Here is a 21088-nt window from a genome sequence, read left to right as displayed (position 1 = left end):
CGTGCCCGGCGCAGCTATCCGGCCAGCTCGCGAGCTGCGGCGACGGCGTCGGCCAGGGTGTCCACGACGGGGACACCGGCCGATTCCAGACTGGTGCGGCTGTGCGAACCGCCCGTGTACAGCACGGCGCGGGCCCCGATGTGCGCCGCGGCGAGCGCGTCGTCCACCGCGTCTCCGATGAGGATCGTCCTTGTGGCGGTCACTCCGGTGGACTCCATGGCAGCCATATGGCGTACGAGATGTCCCGCCTTGGTGGTGTGCGAGGGCCCGGTGCGGCCGTCGACGCGCAGGAAGTGCCGCTCGATCCCGTGCGTGCGCACCAGCGGCACGAGCTTCTCGTGGGGCGCGAGGGAGAGCAGGGACTGGGTGAGCCCGTCGGCCTGCCAGCCGCTCAGCAGCTCCCGGGCGCCCTCCGCCAGCCCCGCCGTCCCGGCGGCGGCCCAGTAGTGCCGGTGGAAGGTCTCGTCCATGACGAGCCACTCCTCCTCGGTGGGCAGCCGGCCCATGAGGCGCTCGTAGAACTTCGGCACCGGTACGACGTACAGGTCGCGGTACGTCTCCAGGGTGATCGCGGCGAAGCCCAGTTCGGCGAAGGAGGCGTTGGTGGCAGCGATGACGGCGTCGATGTCGTGCAGCAGCGTGCCGTTCCAGTCCCAGACGATGTGGGCACCGGTTTCGGCGCTCATCTCAGCAGCCCCGGGATCTCCTGCACGCCGAACCAGAGCAGCTCGTGGTCATCGGCGCCGTCGACGGCGGTCCGCGCGTCGTCGTCCCCGGCGTCGGCGGCCTCCAGCGCGGCGGCGGCCGCGGCGACGTCCTGTTCGGCGTCGTCGGCGTCGGCGTGCACGGCGGCGGCCACCGCGAGCCGCACGGCGGCGGCGAGGGCGACCCGGCCCAGGGCGGCCTCGTCGTCCCCGGGGTCGGCGGTGACGGCCTTGTCGTCGACGTCGAGGGCGACGACGACCCGGCGGCGCGGGGCGTCCGCGTCCGCGGCGAGCAGCCGCAGGGAGGCGGCCGCGGCCCGGCCCAGGGCGGCGTACTCCAGCTCCTCGACGTCGTCGGAGACGTACCACTCCCGCAGCCCGGGCGTCACGGCGTACGCGCGGAGCGGGGCGGGCCCCAGCTCGCCCGCCTTGTGCGCCTCGGCGAGACCGGGGAGTGTCAGGGGGACGTACACGCGCATGGCCGGCTGCTTTCGGTAGTCGGAAACGCCCTCAGGATACGACCGCGGCCTCCCGCACCGAATCCCCCCTGGTGCGGGGCCCCCGGATCTCGATCGCCGCGCAGCGCCAGCGCAGGTCGGGGCCCTGCTCCAGGCGGAAGGCCATCGCGGAGACCCGGTCGCCGGTGGCGATCCGCGCGAACGCCTCGATGACCCCCGGGCCCGGGTGGAACCGGCCGCAGTGGCGCAGGACGGGGCGCGGACGGTCCGGTGCGGGCCGGGTGGGGGCCAGGGAGGCCAGCTGCTCGTACGCGGGCCCCACGGTGAGCCCGAGCAGCGAGTGGACGGGCCGCTGGCCGCTCAGCACCGCGAGCAGGCGCTGCGCGAACCAGTCGTGCGGCCCGCCCCGGCGCCCCGCCCGCGGCCCCCCGCCCGGCCCCCGCGCGTCCCGCCGTCCGCCGGGCCGGGTCCGGGCCGGTGCGCCCGTGCGGCCACGGCCCTCGCCGCCGGTCGCCGCGCGGCTGGTGGTGGTGATGTCCATGGCGGTTCCCCCGTAGGTTCGGTGACTCGGTGTGACCGTTCTACGGCCACCCCGCGACGCTCCGCAATCACCGCGGGACCTCCGCCGCGCCCCGCCCGTCCCACCACCTATCCGGGTGACCCGCCCCCGCCGGCCCTCCGTCCCACCCGGCCCAAGCCCCCCGGGGTGGACGGCCGCCCCCACCCCCCACACCCCCCGATAGGCGACCCCCCGTCACCCACCCGGCCCAACCCCCCACCCACCCCCCACCCCGGCCCGCCGGCCCGGCGCCGCCGGAATCCGGCCCCGCACCACGACGGCCGGGGCCGGACACCCTCAGGTGTCCGGCCCCGGCCGATGGTGGTGGTGCTGCCGGTACGCCCGGAAGCGGGGTTACTTCTTGCGCCGGCGCCCGCCGGAGGCCTTCTGCGCCTTGCGCCGCTCGGCCCGCGTCATCCCGTCGCCACCGGCGCCCTCCGCGTCGAACTCGCCCTCGACGACCCCGCCCTCCCCGTCCACCGACGGGGCGGAGAAGTGCAGCCGGTCCGGGCGCTGCGGAGCGTCCAGGCCCTTGGCCCGGATCTCCGGACGCGCGGCCGCCGGCTCCTTCGACAGGGACGGCGCCGCGGCCTGCACCGGAAGCTCCTCGACCTGCTGCTCGACCTGGACCTCCAGGTTGAACAGGTAGCCGACGGACTCCTCCTTGATGCCCTCCATCATGGCGTTGAACATGTCGAAGCCCTCCCGCTGGTACTCGACCAGCGGGTCCTTCTGGGCCATCGCCCGCAGGCCGATGCCCTCCTGGAGGTAGTCCATCTCGTAGAGGTGCTCGCGCCACTTGCGGTCCAGCACCGACAGCACCACGCGCCGCTCCAGCTCGCGCATGACGTCGGAGCCGAGCGCCTTCTCGCGCGCCGCGTACTGCTCGTGGATGTCGTCCTTGACGGACTCGGCGATGAACTCGGCGGTGATGCCCGCACGATCGCCGGCCGCCTCCTCCAGCTCCTCCACCGTCACCTTGATCGGGTAGAGCTGCCGGAAGGCACCCCACAGCCGGTCCAGGTCCCACTCCTCGGCGAAGCCCTCGACCGTCTCGGCCGCGATGTACGCGTCGATCGTGTCGTCCATGAAGAAGACGACCTGCTCGTGCAGGTCCTCGCCCTCCAGGACGCGGCGGCGCTCACCGTAGATGACCTCGCGCTGGCTGTTGAGGACCTCGTCGTACTTCAGGACGTTCTTGCGCGTCTCGAAGTTCTGGGTCTCGACCTGCGACTGGGCGGACGCGATCGCGCGCGTCACCATCTTGTTCTCGATCGGCACGTCGTCCGGCACGTTCGCCATCGCCATGACCCGCTCGACCATCTGCGCCTTGAACAGACGCATCAGGTCGTCACCGAGCGAGAGGTAGAAACGGGACTCGCCCGGGTCGCCCTGGCGGCCCGAGCGGCCGCGCAGCTGGTTGTCGATACGGCGCGACTCGTGCCGCTCGGTGCCCAGCACGTACAGCCCGCCGAGGTCCTTGACCTCCTCGAACTCGGCCTTCACGGCCGCCTCCGCACGCTTGAGCGCCTCGGGCAGGGCGTGCGCCCACTCCTCGATGTGCTCCTCCGGGTCGAGGCCGCGCTGGCGCAGCTCCGCCTCGGCGAGGTCGTCCGGGTTGCCGCCGAGCTTGATGTCGGTACCGCGGCCGGCCATGTTCGTGGCGACCGTGACCGCGCCGCGGCGGCCGGCCTGGGCGACGATCGAGGCCTCGCGCTCGTGCTGCTTGGCGTTGAGGACCTCGTGCGGCACGCCCCGCTTGGAGAGCTGCTGCGAGAGGTACTCGGACTTCTCGACCGACGTCGTACCGACGAGGATCGGCTGGCCCTTCTCGTGCTTCTCCGCGATGTCGTCGACGACCGCGGCGAACTTCGCGACCTCGGTGCGGTAGATCAGGTCCGGCTGGTCCTTGCGGACCATCCCGCGGTTCGTCGGGATCGGCACGACGCCCAGCTTGTAGATCTGGTGGAACTCGGCGGCCTCGGTCATGGCCGTACCGGTCATGCCCGACAGCTTCGTGTACAGGCGGAAGAAGTTCTGCAGGGTGATCGTGGCGAGGGTCTGGTTCTCGTCCTTGATGTCCACCCCTTCCTTCGCCTCGATGGCCTGGTGCATGCCCTCGTTGTACCGGCGGCCGGCCAGGATGCGGCCCGTGTGCTCGTCGACGATCATGACCTCGCCGTCGATGACGACGTAGTCCTTGTCGGCCTTGAAGAGTTCCTTGGCCTTGATCGCGTTGTTGAGGTAACCGACGAGGGGAGTGTTCACCGACTCGTACAGGTTCTCGATGCCGAGCCAGTCCTCGACCTTCGCGACACCCGCCTCGTGGATGGCGACGGTGCGCTTCTTCTCGTCGACCTCGTAGTCGCCGGTCTCCTCGATGCCCTTGAGCGGCTGGCCCGCCTCGCCCTTGGTCAGCCGGGTGACGAGCTTGGCGAAGTCGGCGTACCACTTGGTGGCCTGGTCGGCCGGACCCGAGATGATCAGCGGCGTACGGGCCTCGTCGACCAGGATCGAGTCGACCTCGTCGACCACGGCGAAGTTGTGGCCGCGCTGCACCAGCTCGTCCTGCGACCACGCCATGTTGTCGCGCAGGTAGTCGAAGCCGAACTCGTTGTTCGTGCCGTACGTGATGTCACAGCTGTACTGCTCCCGGCGCTGGGCCGGGGACATGTTCGCCAGGATGCAGCCGACGCTCAGGCCCAGGAACTTGTGGACGCGGCCCATCATCTCGGAGTCGCGCTCGGCCAGGTAGTCGTTCACCGTGATCAGGTGGACGCCCTTGTCCGACAGCGCGTTCAGGTACGCCGGGAGGGTACCGACGAGGGTCTTGCCCTCACCGGTCTTCATCTCCGCCACGTACCCCAGGTGCAGGGCCGCGCCGCCCATGATCTGCACGTCGTAGTGACGCTGGCCGAGGACGCGCTTCGCGGCCTCGCGCACGGTCGCGAACGCCTCGGGGAGCAGGTCGTCCAGGCTCTCGCCGTCCTGGTACCGCTGCTTGTACTCGTCCGTGAGCGCGCGCAACTCGGCGTCGGAGAGGTTGACGAAGTCCTCTTCGATGGAGTTGACCTGGTCCGCGATGCGGTGCAGTTTGCGCAGGATCTTGCCTTCGCCTGCACGCATGAGCTTGTTGAAGACGGACACCGAGGTTTGTCTCCTTGCCGGTCGGGCCTGGGCACTGTTCGTAACCGGGCACGGCAGGTGGGCCCCACCGCAACGGCCATCGTAAGCGAGGACGTGGTCGCGCCGGGAGGTCCGCCGTATCCGCGGGGCACGGGTGCCCGGAATGAGAACGTGTGGGCAGGGCCGAAGGTGCCGGTGGGGACGGAAACTGCTCGCCCGCGCTCCCCCGCACCGCCACAATCCGTGGATGGAACCCACCACACTGCGAACGGAACGCCTGGACCTGCGCCCCTTCGCCCCGTCCGACGAGGACGAGGTGTACGCCGCCGCCCAGGACCCCGGCATCCAGCGCTGGACCATGGTGCCCTCCCCCTACGAGCGCGCCCACGCGAGGACCTTCGTGAACGAGCTGGTCCCCGAAGGCTGGCGCGCGGACACCGGGTACGGCTTCGCCGTGCGCCTGGGCCGGGGCGGCCCGCTCGTCGCGGCGGTCGGCGTCCACGTCCGCGGCGCCGACGCCTACGAGATCGGCTACTGGGCGACGAAGGAGCACCGCGGCCACGGCTACATGACCGAGGCCGTCGGCGCCGTCGCCCGCTGGACCTTCACCGCCCTGGGCGCCGCCCGGCTCGAATGGCGCGCCGAGGTGGGCAACGCGGGCTCGCGCGCCGTCGCCGAGAAGGCCGGCTTCCGCGTCGAGGGCCTGCTGCGGGCCGCCCTGCACCGCGGCGGCACCGTCCGGGACTGCTGGGTCGGCGGCCTGCTCCCCGGCGACCTCGGCCTGCCCTGCGCCCTTCCCTACCTGCCCGCTGTCAGTGCCGGGTCCTAGGCTGCGGCCATGACCAGCAGCCTGCCGCAGCCGACGCTCTCCCTGTCCGCCGACGAGGCCCGGCGCATCGCGCTGCGCGCCCAGGGCTTCCTCGGCGCACCCGACCGCAAGGGCGGCGTCCGCGCGATGCTGCGCCACCTGGGAGCCGTCCAGCTGGACACCATCTCCGTCCTGGCGCGCTCGCACGAGCTGATCCCGTACGCACGCCTGGGCGCGGTCGGCCGGCAGACGGTGGAGCGGGCGTACTGGACGGAGAACCACGCCTTCGAGTACTGGTCGCACGCGGCGTGCGTACTGCCGATCGAGGAGTGGCCCCACTTCGCCTTCCGCCGCCGGGTCAAGCGGGCACACGGCTACCGCTGGCACAAGATGCGCGACCGGGAGGCCTCCTGCCGCCTGGTCCTGGACCGGCTGACCGCCGACGGGCCGCTGACCTCGACCGAACTGGGCGGCGCGAAGAACGGCGGCCCCTGGTGGGACTGGTCCGAGACCAAGATCGCGGTGGAGTGGCTGCTGGACACCGGTGACGTCGTCTGCACCGAGCGCCGCGGCTGGAAGCGGGTCTACGACCTGGCCGGGCGGGCGGTGCCGGCCGAACTGCTCCACGACGACCTCGACGACCGCGAGTGCCTGCGCCGGCTGGTCGCCCTGGCGGGCCGGTCCCTGGGTGTGGCCACCCGCGCCGACCTCGCCGACTACCACCGGCTCAAGGGGGAACAGGTCGACGCGGTGATCGCGGACTCCGGCCTGGTCCCGGTCGCGGTCGAAGGCTGGGCCAAGGCCGCCTGGGCCGACCCGGCGGCGCTGGCCGAGGCCCCGCGGGGCCGCCACCGCACCACCCTGCTCTCGCCGTTCGACTCCCTCGTCTGGGACCGGCCGCGGACGGAGCGGATCTTCGGCTTCGCCCACAAGCTGGAGGCCTACGTCCCCAAACCCCAGCGGGTCCACGGGTACTTCGCGATGCCGCTGCTGGCCGGCGGCCTGCTCCAGGGCCGTGTCGACCCGGCCCGCGAGGGCACCACCCTGGTGGCCCGCCAGCTCTCGCTGACCACCCCGAAGGCGGCCGCCCCGATGGCGCGGGCCCTGCGGGAGGCAGCGGAGTGGGTCGGCTGCGACGCGGTCCGCGTCGAGCGCGCCTCCACCCCCGAGGAGGCCGCCGCGGTCACCGCGGAACTGAAGGCGCTCTGAGCGGACTAGCGGATCTCCAGGATCTTCTCGCGCATCGCGTAGACGACCGCCTCCATGCGCGAGTGCAGCTGGAGCTTCTCCAGGATGTTGCGCACGTGGTTCTTGACGGTGTTCTCCGAGATGAACAACTGCTTGGCGATGTCCCGGTTGTTCATCCCGGTCGCCACCAGCTTCAGCACCTCCAGCTCGCGGTCGGTCAGCCGCGGCGCGGGCACCAGCCTGCGCTCGTCGGTGCGCTGGATCATCGACTTGAACTCGGTCAGCAGCTTCGACGCCATCGACGGGCTGATCTGCGACTGCCCGTCCGCCACCGCGCGGATCGCCGTGGCGACCTCGTCCGTGGAGATCTCCTTCAGCAGGTAGCCCGTGGCGCCCGCCTTGATCGCGTCGTAGAGGTCCGCCTCCTCGTCGCTGATCGTCAGCATGATGATCTTCGCGGAGGGGGCCACCTCCTTGATCGAGGTACAGGCCTCGATGCCGCCGCGCCGGGGCATCCGCACGTCCATCAGCACGATGTCCGGCAGCAGGTCGGCGGCCTTGTCCACCGCCTCCGCCCCGTCCCCGGCCTCGCCCACGACCTGGATGTCCTCCTCCTGGGCGAGAACGATCTCCAGCCCGCGCCGGAAGAGGGCGTGGTCGTCGACCACGAGCACCCGGATGGGTTCCCCGGCCGGGTCGGCCGCCGCGTCCGCCAGGCCCGCCGCCCGACAGCCCGTGCCGTCGTCACCGCGTACCGGCCCGAAGCCGTCCGCCATCGTTCCTCCCCCTGCATGTGCCCAGTTGCCGGGTCAACCCTGCGGGGTCCGCCACCGGTTGACTGCCCGCCATGATTCCATGCCCGGGTGTCGGCGAGGGGGCACGTCGGCGGCCGTGCGGCCCATACGAGCCACTACCGGCCACCCTCCGACGCATCCCGGTCACCTCCCGGCCGGATCAGGCCGGGATACGGCCGATTTTCGGCCACGGCACCTGCCACGGCACCTCGTACAGGTGCCCCCGCGGAGCGCCTCGGGCGCTCCGCGGGGGCAACGGAGAGGGGGTCAGCCGCCCAGCGCGCCGCCCGCGCCCGCGGCCGGCTCGTCCGAGCTGGAGGCGCCATCGGCGTTCAGGTGGACGACGCCGTAGTCGTAGGCGTGACGGCGGTAGACGACGCTCGGCATCTTGGTGTCGGAGTCGACGAACAGGTAGAAGTCGTGTCCGACCAGTTCCATCTCGTAGAGCGCCTGGTCGAGCGACATCGGTCCGGCCGAGTGGGTCTTCTCGCGGACGATCAGCGGGCCCTCGCCCTGTACTTCCAGGGGTCCGATCCGAGTGGTCGGGACCCCGTCCGCCTGCTCCTGGGAGACCGGCTCGCCGTTGCTGTTGAGCGAGGCGACACCGGGCACCACATCGGCGACCTCCGCCGCCGAAAGCCGGCCGTTGCCCCGCCGGGTGAACCGCTTGTCGTGCTGCTTGCGCAGCCGGGCCTCCAGCTTGTCCTGGGCGAGGTCCAGCGCCGCGTACGGGTCGGCGGCCGCGGCCTCGGCCCGGATCACCGGGCCCCGCGAATGCAGGGTGATCTCCACGCGGTCAGAGCGGTCGGCCTGCCGCGGGTTGTGCTCCTTGGACACCTCGACGTCCAAGCTGATCACCTTGGCGTCGAGCTTCTGGATCCGCTCGGGATTCAGCTTCTCGGCCACGTGCTTGCGGAACCGCTCGGGCACTTCGGTCTTGCGGCCCTTGACGACGATGTCCACGCAGAACTCCGTTCCCGGAGAGCCCCACCGCCAGCGGCGAAGCGTCTCCCTTTCGCACCAGGCCCCGGTGAACACCGGAGCCTCGGACTTGGCGACTTTCACCTCCTCCTCCCCCATCGGCAAGATCTACATCCCACCGACTTCGGAGCAGAGAGAACCCCCTGAACGGGCACTGACACGAAGTCCTCACAACCGAACATATCTCTCAATGCCGGTTGTCGGCACCCGCTACCGGAACGTACCTCCGTTCAGGTGGCTGTTCCCTCTTACTACCTGCAACGATGCGCATTCCCCGGCAGTTCCAAATCTATTCACGAGTTTTTTGCTCTGTACGAGTTGCCGACCGTTTCTCCGCCGAAGGAGTCCGCCGACGCCGCCACCACGGCCGCAGCCCGCACCCGCAGCCCGGCCGCCCTCAGCGCCCGCGCCGCCTCCGCGAGAGTGGCCCCGGTGGTGATGACGTCGTCCACCAGAACGATCCGCGCCCCCTCGACTGCCCGCGTCCCGCCCGCGCACACCCGCAGCGCCCCCGCCAGGTTCTCCAGCCGCTCCCGCGCCCCCAGACCCGCCTGGTCGGCGACCCGCCGCCGCAGCCGCAGCACGGGCGCCACCCGCGCGGGCACACCGCCCGCCCGCAGCCGGGCCGCGGCAGCCAGGGCCACCCGGCGCGCCGGATCGTGGCCGCGCGCCCGCAGCGTCGGCCGCGCGGACGGTACGGGGACCAGCACCAGCTCCCCCGCCCCGCCCCCCTCCCCCTCCGCGTCGGCCCGGAGCACCGCCGCGGCCAGGGCGGCGCCGAGCGGCCCGGCCAGCGGCAGCGCCCCGCGCTCCTTGTGGGCCAGTACGACGGCCCGTACGACCCCCTCGTACGCGGCCCCGGCCACGACCACGGGCAGCCCGACGGGACCCGCCCGGCGCGCCGCCGGACGCACCCGCCCGGCCCGGCCGCCGCCGAGCGCGCCCCGGCAGCCTTCGCACAGCACCCGGCGCGCGGCCCCGCAGCCCGCACAGTCGGACGGCAGCACCAGCCCCGCCAGCTCCTGCCACCACCCCCGCATGCCTCCACCCTGCCGGGCGGCGCACGCCCCCGCGACCCCTGTGGAAAACCCGGGGCGTCACGCGTCACCCGTCACGCGTCACCCGTCACGCCGCACCCGTCACACGCCGGCCACCACACGTCACGCGGCACCCGTCACACGGCACGCGCCACCCCCCAGCCCACGCCCCTCAGCCCGGGTACACCGGCGCCCGGCCGCCCGCCGCCACCGTGCGCCACTGCGCCCCCGGCGGCAGCCACACGATGCCGTCCTCCGTCGAGGAGGCCACGACCGGCTTCGCCTCGTCCTCGGCGGCCGCGATCGCGCTCAGCCCCGTCGCCCCCGGCAGACTCGCCGCGACCATGGACCCGTCGGCCAGCATGTAGCGGGCCTGGTCGACCCCGCCGCTCTCCCGGCCCACCACCAGCAGCCGCCCCCGCGGCGCCCAGCTCATCGCGGTGACCTCCGCCATCTGCGGGGCGGCCGGCCGCAGCTCCCGCACCGACAGCGGCGACGCGTCCCCCTGCACCTCCGGCCGCTCGATCCGCCCGAGGTACAGGTTCTTGCGCCCGCCCTCCCGCTCGACGAGCAGCGCGAGCCGCACCCCGTCCGGCGAGGCCTTCAGCGCCGTGATCTTGCCCCCGTCCAGGCCGGCGACGTCCACCTTCTGCGGCGCCCCGGTCCCCCCGGGAATCCGGTACAGGCCCTGGGTCTGCGGATCGAGGTCCGCGATCCACAGGTCGCCCTGGGCGTCCCAGCTGGGCGCCGTCAGCTTGCCGGTCTTGCTGTTCAGCAGCGGCGGCGGCATCTGCCCCGCCGTCGTCAGCGTCACCACGTACAGCCCGTGCCCGTCGTCGGAGACGACCGCGGCCCGCTTCTCGTCGTACGTCACGGCCGCCGAACCCACCTTGAAGGCCGCGGCGGTGGCCAGCGGCCCCGGCGCGGGCTCCGGCTTGTCCTGCTGCTGCTCCTCGGCGTTGACGTTGAGGACCATCCGGACCAGCTTGGAGTCCTTGTCCACGTAGTACTGGTGCTCCGGCGACGGCGGCCGGTTGGCGAGGACCGACGCGGTCGATCCGGTCACCCAGCACAACGAGGACCTGCCGTCGGGGCGCAGCAGTTCGACCCGGTCCAGCCGCGAGGCCGTCAGGTCCCGCACCGTGTAGAGGAGTTGGGTGGCCATCTTCTGGCACTGCGGCTGCCCGACGTTGCCGCCCTTCTCGTTGAGCGGGACGCGCAGGGTGTTCTGGCCGTCGTAGGAAAGGGACTTGGTGCCCTCGCGCAGGGCCGCGCCGGTGGGGAAGGCGGTGGAGACGACCGGACCGAGCCACTTGGAAGGACCGGCGAGCAGCGACTGCACGGTCTGCGTGGTCGGGTCCATCCGCGAATCGGGGTCGCTGCGCTGGCGCACGTACACCGGGTCGGCGACGAGCTTGCCGCCCGCGAAGTAGTACTTGTTCACCGGCTTGTAGATCCGCTGGAAGTCGGACTCGCTGAGCACGAGGCCGCTGGGCGGGGTCGCGATCCGCCACTGCTTGTCGACCTGGACCAGCTGGAGGAACTCCTCGTACCGCTTGCCGCCGGTCTCCGGCTGGTAGGCGCTGCGCTCGTCGACGGTCGCCAGCTTCTTGCCGGTCACCTTCCAGCGGGGCCCCTCGGGGTCCCGCTCGCCGTGGACGGGCACCCGGTCGAGGCCCGCCGAGAGCACGGTGACGGCCGAACCGGGCTTCCACTCCTTCGCGGCGCCCTCGGTGAGGTACTTGCGGGCGGTCGCCAGCTGCGGGTCGTCACTGGTCATGGCCTCCAGGAAGCCGTCGACGATGTCGGCGGGGCTGGCCTTGTCGGCCGGCGGGGCACCGAACACCCGTACCTGGGAGTCGACGCCCTGCGCGGCGTCCACCCGCCGGATCTCACCGCGGTCGGGCATGGAGGCACAGCCGGCCAGCAGCGCCCCCACGGCGCCGCACGCCAGGACCGCCCCGATGCCTCCCGGCCCCCCACGCCGTACGCCCCGTACAGGCCGTACGGTCCGCGCGCGCCGCGCGTCCGCCGGCGCCCGTTCAGCGTCCTCCACCGGATCCATCCTCCTGTGCTGCTCCCTGATCGGCGGGCCTGGCCACGACCCGGGCGCCGTTGCCGGGCAGCGCGGTCGGATCGGCGGGCACGGGCTGGGCGGTGGTGACGGCGGGCCTGGGCGGGATCGGCGAACGGTCGGCCCGCTCGGCGCGGCCCGCGCCCCCCGCACCGGGCCGCCCGCCCGAGCCGTTGTGGCGCCCTGCGGCGTCGGCCGCGGCCCGGGCCCGGTTGCCCCGCGAGTCCTCGGGCTCCAGCGGGATCGGCGATCCGCGCAGCGGCTCGTCGGCGGTACGGGGCAGGGTGAGGCGGAACTGGGAGCCGCCGCCCGGCTCGCCCCAGGCCTGGAGCCAGCCGCCGTGCAGCCGGGCGTCCTCGACGGCGATCGACAGGCCCAGGCCCGTACCGCCGGTGGTGCGCGCCCGGGCCGGGTCGGCGCGCCAGAACCGGTTGAAGACGCGGGTGGCCTCGCCGGGCTTGAGCCCGACCCCGTAGTCGCGGACGGCGACCGCGACGGCCCCGCCCGCCGAGGCGAGCCGGACCACCACGTCACGGCCCTCGCCGTGCTCGACGGCGTTGACGACGAGGTTGCGCAGCACCCGCTCCACGCGGCGGGCGTCGGCCTCCGCTATCACCGGCTGGGTGTCGCCGAGGACGCGGATGCGGCTGCCCTTGTGCTCGGCGAGCGGCTCGGCGCCGTCGATGACCCGGCGCACGACGTCGCGCAGGTCGATGGGCTCCGCCTCCAGGGCGGCCGCGCCCGCGTCGAACCGGCTGATCTCCAGCAGGTCGGCGAGGAGCGACTCGAAGCGGTCGAGCTGCCCGGCGAGAAGCTCCGCGGAGCGGGCCGTGACCGGATCGAAGTCGACCCGGGCGTCGTGGATGACGTCGGCGGCCATCCGGACGGTCGTCAGCGGGGTGCGCAGCTCGTGGGAGACGTCCGAGACGAACCGGCGCTGCATCCGCGAGAGGTCCTCCAGCTGCTGGATCTTGTTCTGGAGGTTCTGGGCCATTTTGTTGAAGGCCTCGCCCAGACGGGCGATGTCGTCCTCGCCGGTGACCTTCATCCGCTCCTGGAGCCGGCCGGCCGAGAGCCGCTCGGCGATCCCGGCGGCCATCCGCACGGGCGTCACGATCTGCCGCACGACGAGCGAGGCGATGGCGCTGAGCAGCACGACGACGAACAGCCCGGCGGTCGCGATGGTGCTCTTGACCAGGTTGAGGGATTCCTCCTCCTGGGTGAGCGGGAAGAGGTAGTACAGGTCGTACGGGTCCCCGTTGATGTCGGTCAGCCGCTTGCCGACGACCAGCGCGGGCTCCGGGAGCTTCTCCCCGCTCCCGGCTGTGTACTTGATCTGCGAGAAGGTCTTGAAGGTGCCGGTGGCGTGGTTGACGGCCCGGCGCAGCTCCAGCGGGACGCTCGCCGTCGGATCGACGTTGCCGGAGGCGCGGGCGCCCTTGACGCCCTGCGCGCCGGGCGCCTGCTCGCCGGTGCCCGCACCGAGCGCGACCACCTCGAAGGCGGTCTGCCCGCCACTGGCCAGCTGCTTGACCAGGGAGTTCATCCAGGTACTGGCGTCCCGGCCCACCTTGTTGTCGGCGGCGTCGGCCCCGTCCACGGCGGACGGCGTGTTGGCCTTCTCCTGGGCGACCGCGAACCCGCCCGCGGCCTGGCTCTGCGCGGCCTCCTCCTTGGCGTCGAGGAGACCCTTGCTGACCTGCGCGATGACGACGAAACCCAGCGCGAGGACCACCGCCAGCGACATCAGCAGCGTCGCCGCGACCACCCGGAGCTGGATGTTGCGCCGCCACAGGCGGACAGCCGGAAGCAGCGGCCGTCGTACGAGGCGTACGAAGAGCCGCAGCACGGGGCCGCCGGGCGTTCCGTCCTTGCTCGGACGCAGCACCCGGCCGCCCCACGGAACTCCCCGTCGGGAGCCGCCCCGGGGTGTGCCGGGCGGCACGTCAGCTGGGTCCGGCCTTGTAGCCGACACCACGCACCGTCACGACGATCTCGGGGCGCTCCGGATCCTTCTCGACCTTCGAGCGCAGCCGCTGCACGTGCACGTTGACCAGGCGGGTGTCCGCCGCGTGGCGGTAGCCCCAGACCTGCTCCAGGAGCACCTCGCGGGTGAACACCTGCCACGGCTTGCGCGCGAGCGCGACCAGCAGGTCGAACTCCAGCGGGGTCAGCGCGATGGCGGCCCCGTCCCGCTTGACGGAGTGACCGGCCACGTCGATGACCAGGTCACCGATGACCAGCTGCTCCGGCGCCGGCTCCTCCGAACGCCGCAGCCTCGCCCGGATCCGGGCGACCAGCTCCTTCGGCTTGAACGGCTTCACGATGTAGTCGTCGGCGCCCGATTCCAGGCCCACCACGACGTCGACCGTGTCGCTCTTCGCGGTGAGCATGACGATCGGCACCCCGGACTCGGCCCGGATCAGCCTGCACACCTCTATGCCGTCCCGTCCGGGCAGCATGAGGTCGAGCAGGACCAGGTCCGGCTTCGCCTCCCGGAAGGCAGCCAGCGCCTTGTCGCCGTCCGCTACGAACGACGGCTCAAAACCTTCTCCACGCAGCACAATGCCGAGCATCTCGGCCAGCGCGGTGTCGTCGTCGACGACAAGGACTCGTCCCTTCATGCTTGACATCATCCCATTAGCTAATCGTTACCTGGCGGTGAGCTGTCCCACAGCCAAAAGGGCTGGAAATCGCCCCTCGGACCTGCGTGGTGATCAGGACGACCAGTCTGCCTCGGATCCGCGCGACAATTGAAGGGACGAGCGGCCGGGGATCGTGGGGGACGGCCGGTCCCTTCCGTGATCGCCCGTGGCACGATGGCAGCCGACCAGCGCGCCGGCCACGGCAGGTGCACGTGAAGGAGCGACGATGAACGACTCTCCGGGCTGGGCCACGCCCGGATCCCCGTCCGACGGCCAGGGCTCCGAAGCCGACCGGCCCGCCGCGGCGCCCGCCGCGCCGCCCGCCGGCGACGGCAAGTGGTCCGCCGCCCAGCCGCCGCCCGGACAGTGGTCGAGCCCGGGCACCACCCCGCCGCCCGCCCCCGCCCCGGCGCCGCCGGCGCCCCCGAGCCGGCCCGCCGGCTGGGGCTCGTACGACTCCCCCTCCCAGCCCGGCCAGCACCAGCAGCCCGGCGCGCCCTACGGCTACCCGGGCGCCCCCGGCGGCTGGGGCGGCCCGCCGCCCGCCGCCAAGCCCGGGGTGATCCCGCTGCGGCCCCTCGGCCTCGGCGAGATCCTGGACGGCGCGGTCAGCACCCTGCGCGGCCACTGGCGCTCCGTGCTCTCCATCAGCCTCGTCGTCGCCGCCCTGTGCCAGATCGGGCTGCTCTTCGTCCAGCGCGCCACCGTCGACAGCGCCCTCCTCTCCACCGGCCGCAGGCCCACCGACGCGGAGCTCGCCGACCAGCTGGGCAACACGGCCTTCCTCTACGGCGCCCAGTACTTCCTGGAAGCCCTCGGACTGTTCCTGGTCACCGCCCTGCTCGCGCCCGTCGTCAGCAGCGCCGTCCTCGGCCGGACCTCCACCGTCTCCGGCACCCTGAAGGCCGTGCGCCCGCTGGCCCCGCGCATGATCGGCCTGATCGCCTTCCTCGTGCTGGGCGCCCTGGCCGCCGCCTTCGTACCGGCCCTGCCCGGCATCCTCACGGGCAACGTCACGGCCGCCGCCCTCGGCGTCCCCGTCGGCCTGGTGCTCCTGGCCTGGTTCTACGTGACCTTCGTCCTGGCGCCCCCCGCGCTGATGCTGGAACGCGGCTCGGTCTCCGACGCCCTCAAGCGCTCCGCGAAGCTCGTCCGCGGCTCCTGGTGGCGGATCTTCGGCATCAGCCTGCTGACCTGGGTCCTGCGGACCATCACCGCGGGAATCATCGTGATGCCGTTCGCGGGCATCGCCCTGTTCCTCGCCCCCGGCGGCTTCAGCGGCCTCCTCGACGGCACCGCGGCCACCAGCTGGACCTTCCTGATCATCACCGCGCTGGGCGGGATCATCGGCTCCGCCGTCACGGTGCCCATGCAGACGGGCGTCACCACCCTCCTCTACGTCGACCAGCGCATCCGCCGCGAAGCCCTGGACCTGGAGCTCGCCCGGGCCGCCGGCCAGGGCGGCGCCGGACCGGTCACCGGAGGCTGACGCACCGATGGGGACGGGGGGACTCATCGTCACGGGCGCGGCGGCCCTGCTGCCGCGCTCCGGGACACCACCGGTGACGACACCGCGCGACGCCGCCCGCGAGGCGGCCGAACGCGAGCTGTCCAAGCCCGCCTACCACCAGCACGACCCGGGGCTCCTCCAGCGCGCCCTGGACCGCCTCTGGGAGTGGCTCGGCGGGTTCCTCGACCGCGCCGCGGGCGCCACCCCGGGCGGCGGCCTCGGCCTGTTCGCCGTCGCCCTCCTCGTCGTACTGGCCGTCGCCGCCCTGTGGTGGCGGCTCGGCACCCCCCGCCGCACCGCCACCGGCGCCGGCACCCTCTTCGACCAGGGCCCCCGCAGCGCCGCCGACCACCGCACGGCCGCCGAGGCCCACGCGGCGGCCGGCCGCTGGACCGAAGCCGTCCAGGAACGCATGCGCGCCCTCGTCCGCTCCCTGGAGGAACGCACCCTCCTCGACCCCCGCCCGGGCCGCACCGCCGACGAGGCCGCCGCCGAAGCCGCCACCGCGCTGCCCGCCCACGCCGGCGACCTGAGCGCCGCCGCCCGCGCCTTCGACGAGGTCACCTACGGCGGCCGCGCGGGCGACCCCGAGGCCTACACCCGCCTGCGCGCCCTGGACGAAACCCTGACCCACACCAAACCGGCGGCCCCCCGATGACCCCCGACCCCACCCCGGGCACCCCGCCCGGCGAGAACCCGCGCCCCGCCACCCCACCCGGCGAGGGCAGCCACCCCGCCACCTCGTCGGGCAAGGGCACGCGCCCCGCCACCCCCACCCCCGCCACTCCGCCCGGCCCGGGCATGCCCGCCATGCCCGAGAGCCCGAGCACCCCCGCACCCGCCCCCGGCGCCCCCACCCCCGCCATCCGGCCCGGCGAGGGCACCCTCCCCGGCGCCCCCACCCCCGCCACTCCGCCCGGCCCGGGCATGCCCGACCCCGCCCGCCCGAGCACCCCGGCACCCGCACCCGGCACGGGCACCGGCACCGCCCCCGGCACCCCCGCATCCCCCACCCCGCCCGGCCAGGGCAAGCGCAAGCGCACGGGCAGCACCTCCGCCGACGCCTCCCCCGCCCGGCTCTGGGCCCGCGCCCGGGGGATCCTCCTCGCCCTCGGGATCGTGCTCGTCGCGGCCGTCGCCCTCGCCGGGCTCCAGACCGGCGACCGCCACGGCCTCCTCGACCCCCGCTCCGCCGACCCCGACGGCACCCGCGCCCTCGCCCAGCTCCTCAAGGAGCACGGCGTCACCAGCCGGGTCGTCACCAACGCCGACGAGGCCGCCGCAGCCACCGGCCCCGCCACCACCCTGCTGGTCAGCGACCCCGACCTGCTCGGCGAGCCCCAGCGGCGCGCCGTCCGCTCCGCCATCGAACTCTCCGGCGGCCGGACCGTCCTCGTCGCCCCCGGCAGCGACAGCCTCCCCGACCTGGCCCCCGCCGCCCGCACCCAGGGCTTCGCCCACCAGCGCGACCTCGACCCCCGGGCCCCGGGCAGCACGGACTGCACCCTCCCCGCAGCCGCCACCGCCGGCCGGGCCGGCACCGGCGACGGCCTCCGCTACACCACCGCCCTCCCCGGCTCCGCCGCCTGCTACCCCAGCGGCGGCCACCCCACCGTCCTCGTCCTCCCCAGCACCACCAAGGGCGGCGACACCGTCCTCCTCGGCTCCGCGTCCTTCCTGCGCAACGACCGGCTCGCCGACCAGGGCAACGCCTCCCTCGGCCTCCAGCTCCTCGGCTCCCGCCCGGACCTCGTCTGGTACCTGCCCACCCTCGCGGACATGGCCTCCGACACCGGCTCCGACGAACAGGGCCTCCTCGACCTCGTCCCCGCCGGCTGGGCCTGGGCCCTGCTCCAGCTGTTCGTCGCCGCCGTCCTCGCCGCCCTGTGGCGGGCCCGCCGCCTCGGCCCCCTCGTCACCGAGGACCTCCCCGTCGCGATCCGCGCCTCCGAGGCCACCGAAGGCCGCGCCCGCCTCTACCGCAAGGCCGCCGCCCGCGACCGCGCCGCGACCGTACTGCGCGCCGCCACCCGCGAACGCCTCGCCGCCCTGGTCGGCGTACCGGCCCCGCAGGCCCACGACCCCGTCACCCTGGTCCCCGCCGTGACCGCCCGCCTCCACACCGGCGCCGGCCCCAACGACCCGGCCACCACCCTCCTGTTCGGCCCCACCCCCGCCGACGACGCGGCACTCGTCGCGCTCGCCGACCACCTCGACGCCCTCGAAAGAGAGGTCCGCACCTCATGACGGCCACCACGGACAGCGCCCGTTCCTCCCTGGAAGCGCTCCGCACCGAGATCGCGAAGGCCGTGGTCGGCCAGGACTCCGCCGTCACCGGCCTCGTCGTCGCCCTCCTGTGCCGCGGCCACGTCCTCCTCGAAGGCGTACCCGGCGTCGCGAAGACCCTCCTGGTCCGCGCCCTCGCCGCCTCCCTCGAACTCGACACCAAGCGGGTCCAGTTCACCCCCGACCTGATGCCGAGCGACGTCACCGGCTCCCTCGTCTACGACGCCCGCACCGCCGAGTTCTCCTTCCAGGACGGCCCGGTCTTCACCAACCTCCTCCTCGCCGACGAGATCAACCGCACGCCCCCCAAGACCCAGTCCTCCCTCCTCGAAGCGATGGAGGAACGCCAGGTCACCGTCGACGGCACCCCCCGCAAGCTCCCGGAGCCCTTCCTCGTCGCCGCCACCATGAACCCGGTCGAGTACGAGGGCACGTACCCCCTCCCCGAGGCCCAACTGGACCGCTTCCTCCTCAAGCTGACGGTCCCCCTGCCCTCCCGCGAGGACGAGATCGGCGTCCTGACCCGGCACGCCGCCGGCTTCGACCCCCGCGACCTGCACGCCGCGGGCATCCGCCCCGTCGCCGGCGCCCGCGACCTCGAAGCCGCCCGCGAGGCCGTCGCCCGCACCACCGTCTCCCCCGAGATCACCGCGTACGTCGTCGACCTCTGCCGCGCCACCCGCGAATCGCCGTCCCTCACCCTCGGCGTCTCCCCCCGAGGCGCGACCGCCCTGCTGGCCACCGCCCGCGCCTGGGCCTGGCTCACCGGCCGCGACTACGTCACCCCCGACGACGTCAAGGCCCTGGCCCTGCCCACCCTGCGCCACCGCGTCCAACTGCGCCCGGAAGCCGAGATGGAGGGCGTCACGGCCGACGCCGTGATCACCGCGATCCTCTCCCACGTCCCCGTACCCCGCTGATGGCCCTCACCGGACGCGCCGCCCTGATCGCGGCCCTCGCCAGCATCCCGGTCGGCGTCCTCGAACCCAGCTGGACGGGGATCCTCGCCGTCAACGGCCCCCTCGCGCTGGCCTGCTGCGTCGACTACGCCCTCGCGGCGCCCGTCCGCACCCTGGAACTGACCCGCTCGGGGGCCACCTCGGTCCGACTCGGCGAACCGGCCGACGTCCACCTCACCGTCGCCAACCCCGCCGGCCGCACCCTGCGCGCCCGCATCCGCGACGCCTGGCCCCCCAGCAGCTGGCAGCCCGGCACCGAGGCCGCCGCCTCCCGCCACACCCTGACCGTGCCCGGCGGCGAACGCCGCCGCCTCACCACCCGGCTGCGCCCCACCCGGCGCGGCGACCGCCGGGCCGCCCGCGTCACGGTCCGCTCCTACGGCCCCCTCGGCCTGCTCGCCCGCCAGGGCTCCCACACCGTCCCCTGGACGGTCCGCGTCCTGCCGCCGTTCACCAGCCGCAAGCACCTCCCGTCCCGCCTCGCCCGCCTGCGCGAACTCGACGGCCGCACCAGCGTCCTGACGCGCGGTGAGGGCACCGAGTTCGACAGCCTGCGCGACTACGTACCCGGCGACGACACCCGTTCCATCGACTGGCGGGCCACCGCCCGCCGGCCCAAGGTCGCCCTCCGCACCTGGCGCCCCGAACGCGACCGGCACATCCTGATCTGCCTGGACACCGGACGCACCTCGGCGGGCCGCGTCGGCGACGCCCCCCGCCTGGACTCCGCCATGGACGCGGCGCTGCTCCTCGCGGCCCTGGCCACCCGCGCCGGCGACCGCGTCGACCTGCTGGCCCACGACCGCCGCCCCCGCGCCCAGATCCAGGCCCGCTCGGCCGCCGACACCCTCCCGGCCTTCGTCAACGCCATGGCCGGCCTCGAACCGGCCCTCGTCGAGACGGACGCCCGCAGCCTGGTCTCCACGATCCTGCGCAGCACCCCCCGGCGCTCACTGGTCGTGCTCCTGACAAGTCTGGAGGCGGCCCCGATCGAAGAGGGCCTGCTCCCGCTCCTCCCCCGCCTCACCCAGCGGCACACGGTGATCGTCGCCTCGGTCGCGGACCCCCACATCGCCGAGATGGCCGCCGCCCGCGGCTCCCTGGACTCCGTGTACGAGGCCGCCGCGGCCACCCAGGCCCAGTCCCAGCGCCGCCGCACCGCGGAGCAACTCTCCCGCCACGGCGTCCACGTGGTCGACGCCACCCCCGAAGCCCTTCCCCCCACCCTGGCCGACACCTACCTCTCCCTCAAGGCCGCCGGCCGCCTGTAACCCCCCGCACCACCCCGGAGGGCACTTTGGCCGACCTCACCCCCGAGCAGCTGCGCCGCATGCACGATTTCGCGGAACAGCTGGCCGAGCTGGCCGAGCACCAGGAAGACCGGTGGAAGGTGCAGACCACCGATGGTCAGATCTCCCTCACGATGCTGAGCCCCGCGGCTCCCCATGGGCTCAATGTCGTGCGTCTGCGCCGCCAGATCGAAGCCCAGACACCCGAGGTCATGGCCCTCAACAACACGACCATGGGTGATCCACACACAGGACTGACGAAGGTGCCCGACCTCATGGCCACCGCCGGCCGCTGGACCCTCGACACCAGCGGCCTCAAGAGCTACCCCGCCGACTGGTGACAAAAGCGGGGTACCCCGTAAACGCAGAAAAGCCCCGCACCAGTTTCCTGGTGCGGGGCTTTCCCACAATGATTGTTCGGCGGCGTCCTACTCTCCCACAGGGTCCCCCCTGCAGTACCATCGGCGCTGAAAGGCTTAGCTTCCGGGTTCGGAATGTAAACCGGGCGTTTCCCTAACGCTATGACCACCGAAACACTATGAAGTTAACCAACCGGATATGGACACAGTTCGTTACTTCAGAACTAACACAGTGGACGCGAGCAACTGAGGACAAGCCCTCGGCCTATTAGTACCAGTCAGCTCCACCCGTTACCGGGCTTCCACATCTG

The 21088-nt window shown here is 73.3% G+C and carries 18 protein-coding genes and 1 rRNA gene; 8 read left to right on the top strand and 11 right to left on the bottom strand.

Going from position 1 to position 21088, the window contains the following annotated elements; genetic code table 11:
• Nucleotides 1-14 precede the first annotated feature (14 nt).
• From ACFYYT_RS04230 to secA, 4 genes are all read right to left on the bottom strand, one after another.
• On the bottom strand, nt 15-686 hold the full coding sequence (locus ACFYYT_RS04230; protein ID WP_351826879.1) for an HAD hydrolase-like protein: 672 nt from the start codon (nt 684-686) through the stop codon (nt 15-17).
• On the bottom strand, nt 683-1183 hold the full coding sequence (locus ACFYYT_RS04225) for a DUF6912 family protein (RefSeq protein ID WP_351826880.1): 501 nt from the start codon (nt 1181-1183) through the stop codon (nt 683-685). The genes ACFYYT_RS04230 and ACFYYT_RS04225 overlap by 4 nt, the downstream gene beginning before the upstream one ends.
• A gap of 31 nt (nt 1184-1214) precedes the next feature.
• Nucleotides 1215-1703 (bottom strand): Rv3235 family protein, encoded by a 489-nt coding sequence (locus ACFYYT_RS04220; protein WP_388606915.1) that lies wholly within the window; start codon nt 1701-1703, stop codon nt 1215-1217.
• Nucleotides 1704-2075: 372 nt separating this feature from the next.
• A complete protein-coding gene (gene secA / locus ACFYYT_RS04215; RefSeq protein ID WP_351826881.1) occupies nt 2076-4868 on the bottom strand; it encodes a preprotein translocase subunit SecA in 2793 nt (930 codons plus the stop codon).
• Nucleotides 4869-5094: 226 nt separating this feature from the next.
• Between secA and ACFYYT_RS04210 the strand changes: the two genes are divergently transcribed.
• Entirely contained in the window at nt 5095-5676 is a 582-nt protein-coding gene (locus tag ACFYYT_RS04210) for a GNAT family N-acetyltransferase (protein WP_351826882.1), read from the top strand.
• A gap of 9 nt (nt 5677-5685) precedes the next feature.
• Complete coding sequence (locus tag ACFYYT_RS04205) at nt 5686-6864, top strand: DNA glycosylase AlkZ-like family protein (protein WP_351826883.1); 1179 nt, start codon at nt 5686-5688, stop codon at nt 6862-6864.
• A gap of 5 nt (nt 6865-6869) precedes the next feature.
• Here the strand turns inward: ACFYYT_RS04205 and ACFYYT_RS04200 are convergent, their stop codons facing one another.
• The 6 genes from ACFYYT_RS04200 to mtrA all read right to left on the bottom strand — a co-directional run bounded on the left by ACFYYT_RS04200 (nt 6870) and on the right by mtrA (nt 14365).
• On the bottom strand, nt 6870-7619 hold the full coding sequence (locus ACFYYT_RS04200; RefSeq protein ID WP_351826884.1) for a response regulator transcription factor: 750 nt from the start codon (nt 7617-7619) through the stop codon (nt 6870-6872).
• Nucleotides 7620-7904: 285 nt separating this feature from the next.
• A complete protein-coding gene (hpf, locus tag ACFYYT_RS04195) occupies nt 7905-8600 on the bottom strand; it encodes a ribosome hibernation-promoting factor, HPF/YfiA family (RefSeq protein ID WP_351826886.1) in 696 nt (231 codons plus the stop codon).
• 311 nt (nt 8601-8911) lie between these two features.
• Nucleotides 8912-9658: a phosphoribosyltransferase family protein gene (locus ACFYYT_RS04190; protein WP_351826887.1), complete on the bottom strand. Its 747-nt coding sequence runs from the start codon at nt 9656-9658 to the stop codon at nt 8912-8914.
• A 169-nt stretch (nt 9659-9827) separates the two neighbouring features.
• Entirely contained in the window at nt 9828-11564 is a 1737-nt protein-coding gene (locus ACFYYT_RS04185) for an LpqB family beta-propeller domain-containing protein (protein ID WP_351826888.1), read from the bottom strand.
• Between the two features lie 133 nt (nt 11565-11697).
• The gene (gene mtrB, locus ACFYYT_RS04180; protein WP_388607140.1) at nt 11698-13578 is read right to left on the bottom strand and encodes an MtrAB system histidine kinase MtrB; all 1881 of its coding nucleotides are present in this window, start codon (nt 13576-13578) and stop codon (nt 11698-11700) included.
• A gap of 97 nt (nt 13579-13675) precedes the next feature.
• A complete protein-coding gene (gene mtrA / locus ACFYYT_RS04175; RefSeq protein WP_351826892.1) occupies nt 13676-14365 on the bottom strand; it encodes a two-component system response regulator MtrA in 690 nt (229 codons plus the stop codon).
• A 235-nt stretch (nt 14366-14600) separates the two neighbouring features.
• On the opposite strand from mtrA, the gene ACFYYT_RS04170 reads away from it, so the two are divergent.
• The 6 genes from ACFYYT_RS04170 to ACFYYT_RS04145 are packed head-to-tail and all read left to right on the top strand — an operon-like array spanning nt 14601 to nt 20759.
• Complete coding sequence (locus ACFYYT_RS04170; protein WP_351826893.1) at nt 14601-15863, top strand: hypothetical protein; 1263 nt, start codon at nt 14601-14603, stop codon at nt 15861-15863.
• Nucleotides 15864-15870: 7 nt separating this feature from the next.
• Nucleotides 15871-16542 carry a DUF4129 domain-containing protein gene (locus ACFYYT_RS04165; protein ID WP_351826894.1) on the top strand — a complete coding sequence of 224 codons (672 nt, stop codon included), beginning with the start codon at nt 15871-15873 and terminating at the stop codon, nt 16540-16542.
• Nucleotides 16539-18131, top strand: coding sequence for a DUF4350 domain-containing protein (locus tag ACFYYT_RS04160; RefSeq protein WP_388606911.1), 1593 nt, complete (start codon nt 16539-16541; stop codon nt 18129-18131). The genes ACFYYT_RS04165 and ACFYYT_RS04160 overlap by 4 nt, the downstream gene beginning before the upstream one ends.
• Nucleotides 18128-19090, top strand: coding sequence for a MoxR family ATPase (locus tag ACFYYT_RS04155; RefSeq protein WP_351826896.1), 963 nt, complete (start codon nt 18128-18130; stop codon nt 19088-19090). The genes ACFYYT_RS04160 and ACFYYT_RS04155 overlap by 4 nt, the downstream gene beginning before the upstream one ends.
• A complete protein-coding gene (locus ACFYYT_RS04150) occupies nt 19090-20400 on the top strand; it encodes a DUF58 domain-containing protein (protein ID WP_351826898.1) in 1311 nt (436 codons plus the stop codon). Before ACFYYT_RS04155 ends, ACFYYT_RS04150 begins: the two co-directional genes overlap by 1 nt.
• 59 nt (nt 20401-20459) lie before the next feature.
• Nucleotides 20460-20759 (top strand): hypothetical protein, encoded by a 300-nt coding sequence (locus ACFYYT_RS04145; RefSeq protein WP_351826900.1) that lies wholly within the window; start codon nt 20460-20462, stop codon nt 20757-20759.
• A 74-nt stretch (nt 20760-20833) separates the two neighbouring features.
• Here ACFYYT_RS04145 and rrf read toward each other — a convergent pair.
• A 5S ribosomal RNA gene (gene rrf / locus ACFYYT_RS04140) occupies nt 20834-20951 on the bottom strand.
• Between the last annotated feature and the right edge of the window lie 137 nt (nt 20952-21088).

The sequence above is a fragment of the Streptomyces sp. NPDC002032 genome, assembly GCF_042890765.1.
GTDB lineage: Bacteria > Actinomycetota > Actinomycetes > Streptomycetales > Streptomycetaceae > Streptomyces.
This window is presented reverse-complemented; position numbering and strand designations above follow the sequence as displayed.